This is a genomic window from Deltaproteobacteria bacterium, from assembly GCA_016223005.1.
In the GTDB taxonomy this organism is placed as follows: domain Bacteria; phylum Desulfobacterota; class GWC2-55-46; order UBA9637; family GWC2-42-11; genus JACRPW01.
In genome coordinates, this window is sequence record JACRPW010000097.1 from 1 (window position 1) to 4854 (window position 4854).

5 protein-coding genes and 1 pseudogene are annotated in these 4854 nt (G+C 43.0%); 4 read left to right on the forward strand and 2 right to left on the reverse strand.

All coding sequences use genetic code 11. From position 1 onward, the window contains the following. The 4 genes from pyrR to HZC45_09465 all read left to right on the forward strand — a co-directional run. Nucleotides 1-287, forward strand: a 287-nt coding sequence (gene pyrR, locus HZC45_09450) for a bifunctional pyr operon transcriptional regulator/uracil phosphoribosyltransferase PyrR (protein MBI5683363.1), incomplete at its 5' end; no start/stop codon positions are given. Next, nucleotides 284-1210 (forward strand): aspartate carbamoyltransferase catalytic subunit, encoded by a 927-nt coding sequence (locus tag HZC45_09455; protein MBI5683364.1) that lies wholly within the window; start codon nt 284-286, stop codon nt 1208-1210. The genes pyrR and HZC45_09455, both read left to right, overlap by 4 nt. A 1-nt stretch (nt 1211) precedes the next feature. Then, a complete protein-coding gene (locus HZC45_09460) occupies nt 1212-2525 on the forward strand; it encodes a dihydroorotase (protein ID MBI5683365.1) in 1314 nt (437 codons plus the stop codon). A 36-nt stretch (nt 2526-2561) separates the two neighbouring features. Next, nucleotides 2562-2987, forward strand: coding sequence for a type II toxin-antitoxin system MqsA family antitoxin (locus HZC45_09465; GenBank protein ID MBI5683366.1), 426 nt, complete (start codon nt 2562-2564; stop codon nt 2985-2987). Here HZC45_09465 and HZC45_09470 read toward each other — a convergent pair. Both HZC45_09470 and HZC45_09475 read right to left on the reverse strand, forming a co-directional pair. Further along, nucleotides 2911-3069 (reverse strand): transposase, encoded by a 159-nt coding sequence (locus tag HZC45_09470; GenBank protein ID MBI5683367.1) that lies wholly within the window; start codon nt 3067-3069, stop codon nt 2911-2913. The two genes, HZC45_09465 and HZC45_09470, sit on opposite strands and share 77 nt — an antisense overlap. 469 nt (nt 3070-3538) lie before the next feature. Beyond that, nucleotides 3539-4620 (reverse strand): annotated as a pseudogene (locus HZC45_09475) (IS110 family transposase). Nucleotides 4621-4854 lie beyond the last annotated feature (234 nt).

Genomic DNA, 4854 nt, shown 5'->3' on the forward strand with positions numbered 1-4854 from the left:
AAACAGAGTTCCCTGTTTCGGTTGATAACAAGAAGATTATTATTGTTGACGATGTCCTGTTTACAGGAAGGACTATAAGGGCTGCAATGAATGTAATCATGGACTTTGGAAGGCCTAAAAATATTCAACTAGCATGTTTAATTGACAGGGGGCATCGGGAACTGCCCATAAGACCTGACTATGTCGGCAAAAATGTGCCGACATCAATGCAAGAGGATGTCAAGGTGCATTTAAAAGAGATAGATGGCATTGATGAGGTTATTGTAGAGGAGTCCAAGATGGTATGAAACTTAAAAGGAAAGACATACTAGGGGTTGAGGAACTGGAAAGGGATGAGATAGAACTGATTCTAAAGACTGCTGAAACATTTAAAGAAGTCTCTGAAAGGGAAATCAAAAAAGTCCCGACACTCCGCGGCAGGACGATTATAAACCTGTTTTATGAACCATCAACAAGGACGCGGACATCATTTGAGATTGCGGCAAAAAGAATGAGCGCAGACGCTGTCAATATCTCTGCATCATCTTCAAGCATTGTAAAAGGCGAGACATTGAGAGACACTGCAAAAAATCTTGAGGCAATGAACCCGGACTGCATTGTCCTAAGACATTCCTCAAGCGGTGCGCCGCATATCTTATCAAAACTTGTCCAATGCCCTGTTATAAACGCAGGAGACGGCTGCCATGAGCATCCGAGTCAGGCATTGCTTGACTTGCTGACGGTTAAAGAAAGACTTGGAAGGATAGAGGGTTTAAAGGTTGCAATCATCGGCGACATCCTTCATTCAAGAGTTGCAAGAAGCAATATCTACGGATGGGTAAAACTAGGCGCAGAGGTAAGAGTTGCAGGGCTTCCTACAATGCTCCCTTGTGAAATTGAAAAGATGGGATGCAGGGTTTTTTATAATATTGAAGATGCAATAAAAGATGCGGATGTCATAATGATGTTGAGGATTCAACTGGAAAGGCAGAAGGCGGGCTTGTTTCCAAGTGTCAGGGAGTATTCAAGACTTTTCGGTCTGGATGCAAAGAAACTTGAGACAGCAAAGAAAGATGTGATTATTCTCCATCCCGGCCCTATAAACAGGGGTGTGGAAATTTCATCTGATATTGCAGACGGCAAATATTCTTTGATTTTAGACCAAGTGAAAAACGGCGTTGCAGTAAGGATGGCATTATTTTATCTCCTTCTCGGAGGCAGTCGTGAATAAAATTAAAGCCCCCACCCCACACCCCCCAGCCTCAAGCCTCTTAATAAAAGGCGGCAGAGTTGTTGACCCTGCAAATGGGATTGACGGGATTTTTGATATTTATTGTGTTGACTGGAAGATTGCTGCAATAGAAAAGTCAGGAGTCAGGAGTAGGGAGTCGGGAGTCAGGAGTATTGACGCAGCCGGCTTAATTGTCTGTCCAGGCTTTATTGACATGCACACGCATTTAAGGGAGCCGGGATATGAATATAAAGAGGATATAAAAACAGGGACAATGGCAGCAGCAGCAGGAGGTTGGACAAGCGTAGCGTGTATGGCAAACACAGACCCTGTGAATGACAATTCGTCTGTAACAGACTACATATTAAAAAAAGCAAAAGAAGAAGGCATTGTCCATGTCCTTCCAATCGGCGCAGTAACAAAAGGTCTTAAAGGCGAGACCCTTGCAGAGATTGGCGAATTAAAAGACGCTGGATGTATTGCGATATCGGATGACGGCAGGACCATTATGAACAGCCGCATAATGAGGCTGGCAATGGAGTATTCAAAACCCTTTAATTTACCTGTCATTTCGCATTGCGAGGATTTAAGCCTTGCATTAGACGGCGTTATGAATGAGGGCTTTATCTCAACGAAACTTGGTTTAAAAGGCATTCCGAATGCAGTTGAGGATGTTATGGTTGCAAGGGATATTGCATTGGCAGAACGGACAGGCGCAAAACTGCACATTGCGCACATATCCACAAAAGGCGCTGTTGAACTTGTGAGGAATGCAAAGAAAAGGGGCATAAATGTTACAGCAGAGGCTGCGCCGCATCATTTCACATTAACAGACGAGGCGGTGAGCGGCTACAACACAAATGCAAAGATGAATCCGCCGCTTCGCAGTCCAGAAGATGTTGAAGCAATAAAAATTGGGTTAAAAGACGGCACAATAGATGCAATTGCCACAGACCATGCGCCGCAGAATACTGATGAGAAGGATGTGGAATTTGATAAGGCGGCAAATGGGATTATTGGTCTGGAAACTGCATTTCCATTATCTTTAAGACTTGTTGACGAGGGGGTTTTATCCATGAGCGCACTTATTGAAAAACTCTCTGCAAACCCGGCAAGGATTTTAGAACTTGCTCAAAAAGGTTCTCTAAAAGTCGGCAATGACGCAGACATAACAATTATTGACTTAAATAAGGAATGGGTTGTTGACGCAGACAAACTAAAATCCAAAAGCAAAAACACTCCGTTTGATGGATGGAGGATGAAGGGAATGGCTTCAAAAACGATTGTGGCAGGGAAGGTAGTTTATGAAGGATAAAAATACAAAGCATTTCGGGTAGGATGTGGGATTGAGATGAAGGAGAAAGACCTTTGCGACCTATGTGGCGGGGAATTGGAGCATAAAAAAATAGATTTGGAGGTTCACATCCAAAAAGAACTGATAATCTGTGAAGACCTGCCTGCAGATATATGCAAACAGTGCGGTGAAAAATACTTCAGCGCCGATGTTTCTTCAAAGATCGACATATTTATTAAAAGGTATCAGAAAAAAAGGCCTTCACGGTATATCCTGTTCGGTTTTTTCCGGGGAGGTGGTGTTGAAGTAGGGCTTGTGGAAAAACGGATACCAAGGGCAAATCTCACAAAAGACATGGCAAAGGCAGTTGACATAGATACCCCCGCCTTTACAGGCGGGGTTCTTTTTACAGGTCAAGCTGCGCTTGTCCTGTGTCTTCCTCTGTCTGCATTTCAACATACTTCCTTATTATTTCCTCATTGATACCTACCGTTGAGACGAAAAATCCTTTAGACCAAATGCCCTGTCTATCCCAATATACCTTCTCAAGAAAACGAAACTTCAAACTCAAATGCGAAGGAAAAGGGGACACCCATTAAAAGGCACCCTGTCAAGAGAAAAAACTATCCCGAAGTAAGAAAAAGTATTTTTTCCTTGCTGACTTATTTCACTAATGAGCTATCAAGCATCTCTGCCATTCCCGCAGTTTCTTTAATTTCGATGTCAGTAGAACGCTTGTGAAAACAAGCTTCACTGCATCAGACACCCATCAGGATTAAGGTCTTTGGTGAAACCCTTATCCAAAGACCCTTTCTGCCTATCGGCAGACCAGAAAATCTTCGGTTCCATGCCGTGTCCAAATAGTATTTGACAGTTCTTATGGTTGTTAACCATTCCCTTGGTGGCTCACGGCATGGGCAGTAAAGATGTAGATAACTTTTTTCTTATTCATTGTGTTTATGTATGGAACGGCTTGCCAATCAGATTTTTGGTTTCTCCATCCCCTTTTTCTGGTTCACCGTTCCAGTATCCCTTTATGCAAATAACTTCTCAGGCATAAAGGAAACATTGTCCTTCATGATATGATACGCTAGCGCTTGCAAGTTTGTGGGCAAGGGCATTATGGCTGGGCTCCCATTGCGTCTTTATTATTGCAATGGGAAGTCATGAAGTTTGTCTGCTGCTTTTTTCGCTGATAATAGACTCGTGCCTTTGAATCAAAACGTCTTGCCAGTTCAGCCGCTTCTGAGAATGCCCATGCAAGATATTTGTTGCCGTTCTTCCGGTTCCCTTTTCCTTTCTGTTTACCGTTGCTCGTCCATTCCCCGATTAAAACATTCGGGGACAGGTTTGAATGCACTTTGCGGCAATATGAAACATAATTGCCTGTATCCGCAAAACGCTCAATATGCCCTGTTTCAAGCATTATGGTAAGGGCGATGATCTTGCCGATGCCGGGTATTGTTTGAAGATTGCTGTAAGGCTCCTGCATTTTAACCTTATTTTCTACGGCTTTTTCTATTTCTTTAATCCGGCGGGTCAAGAAGTCTATGCCTTCCTTGCGGACACTTCCGGCAAGGGCAAGGTCTTCATTATCCTCCAATAGAGGAGCCACATGATTTGTCTTTAGACGCTTCATAGAATTGCAGTCAAGCTCTTTTCCACAGTTTCTACTGATGATGTTTTGCAGGCTTATTATCAGTGAAGTCCGGAGTCGGACGAGGTGTCCTCTTTTCCGAAGCAGGTCTCTTATCGGACGTTCTTCTTTGGGATATATGTAGCCTTCCGGCAGTATCTCTAACCGGAGCATCTCGGCAAGCCAAAAGGCATCGTGCTTGTCGTCAGCATGTTTAAGACCTGAGTATTTCTGTATGGCTACCGGATTTGCCAGATGAACCTTATAGCCTTCTGCCATGAGCGTATCTACCAGCCAATACCAGTTATAGGTGGATTCAACAACGATGCCGACAATTTCTTCTTTGTAAGGCATAAGCGCTTCAAGGATAAGGGCAGGTTTATTCGGCAACTTCTGCTTAAACCTCCTTTCGCCATTTTCATCAATAATGGCAAGATAATTATTGCTTGCATGTAAATCTGTTGCGGCATATAATCTCATACGCACCTCCTGGGGTTGGATTGGACTTCTTTCCCCAAACATATCAAGAATCATTCATTCTTGCTATGATGAGGAGGTGCCTTTTATATGATTATCAGATTTATTTAATTCATTCTAGTGTAGTGTTACCAACGCTTCTTTACTTATAGCTATTTTGCTCATAATAGATTGGACGGAAGCAGTCCAAGCGAATATTTTAGGGTTCTGATTATGAGACTCTATGTATTGTTTGAT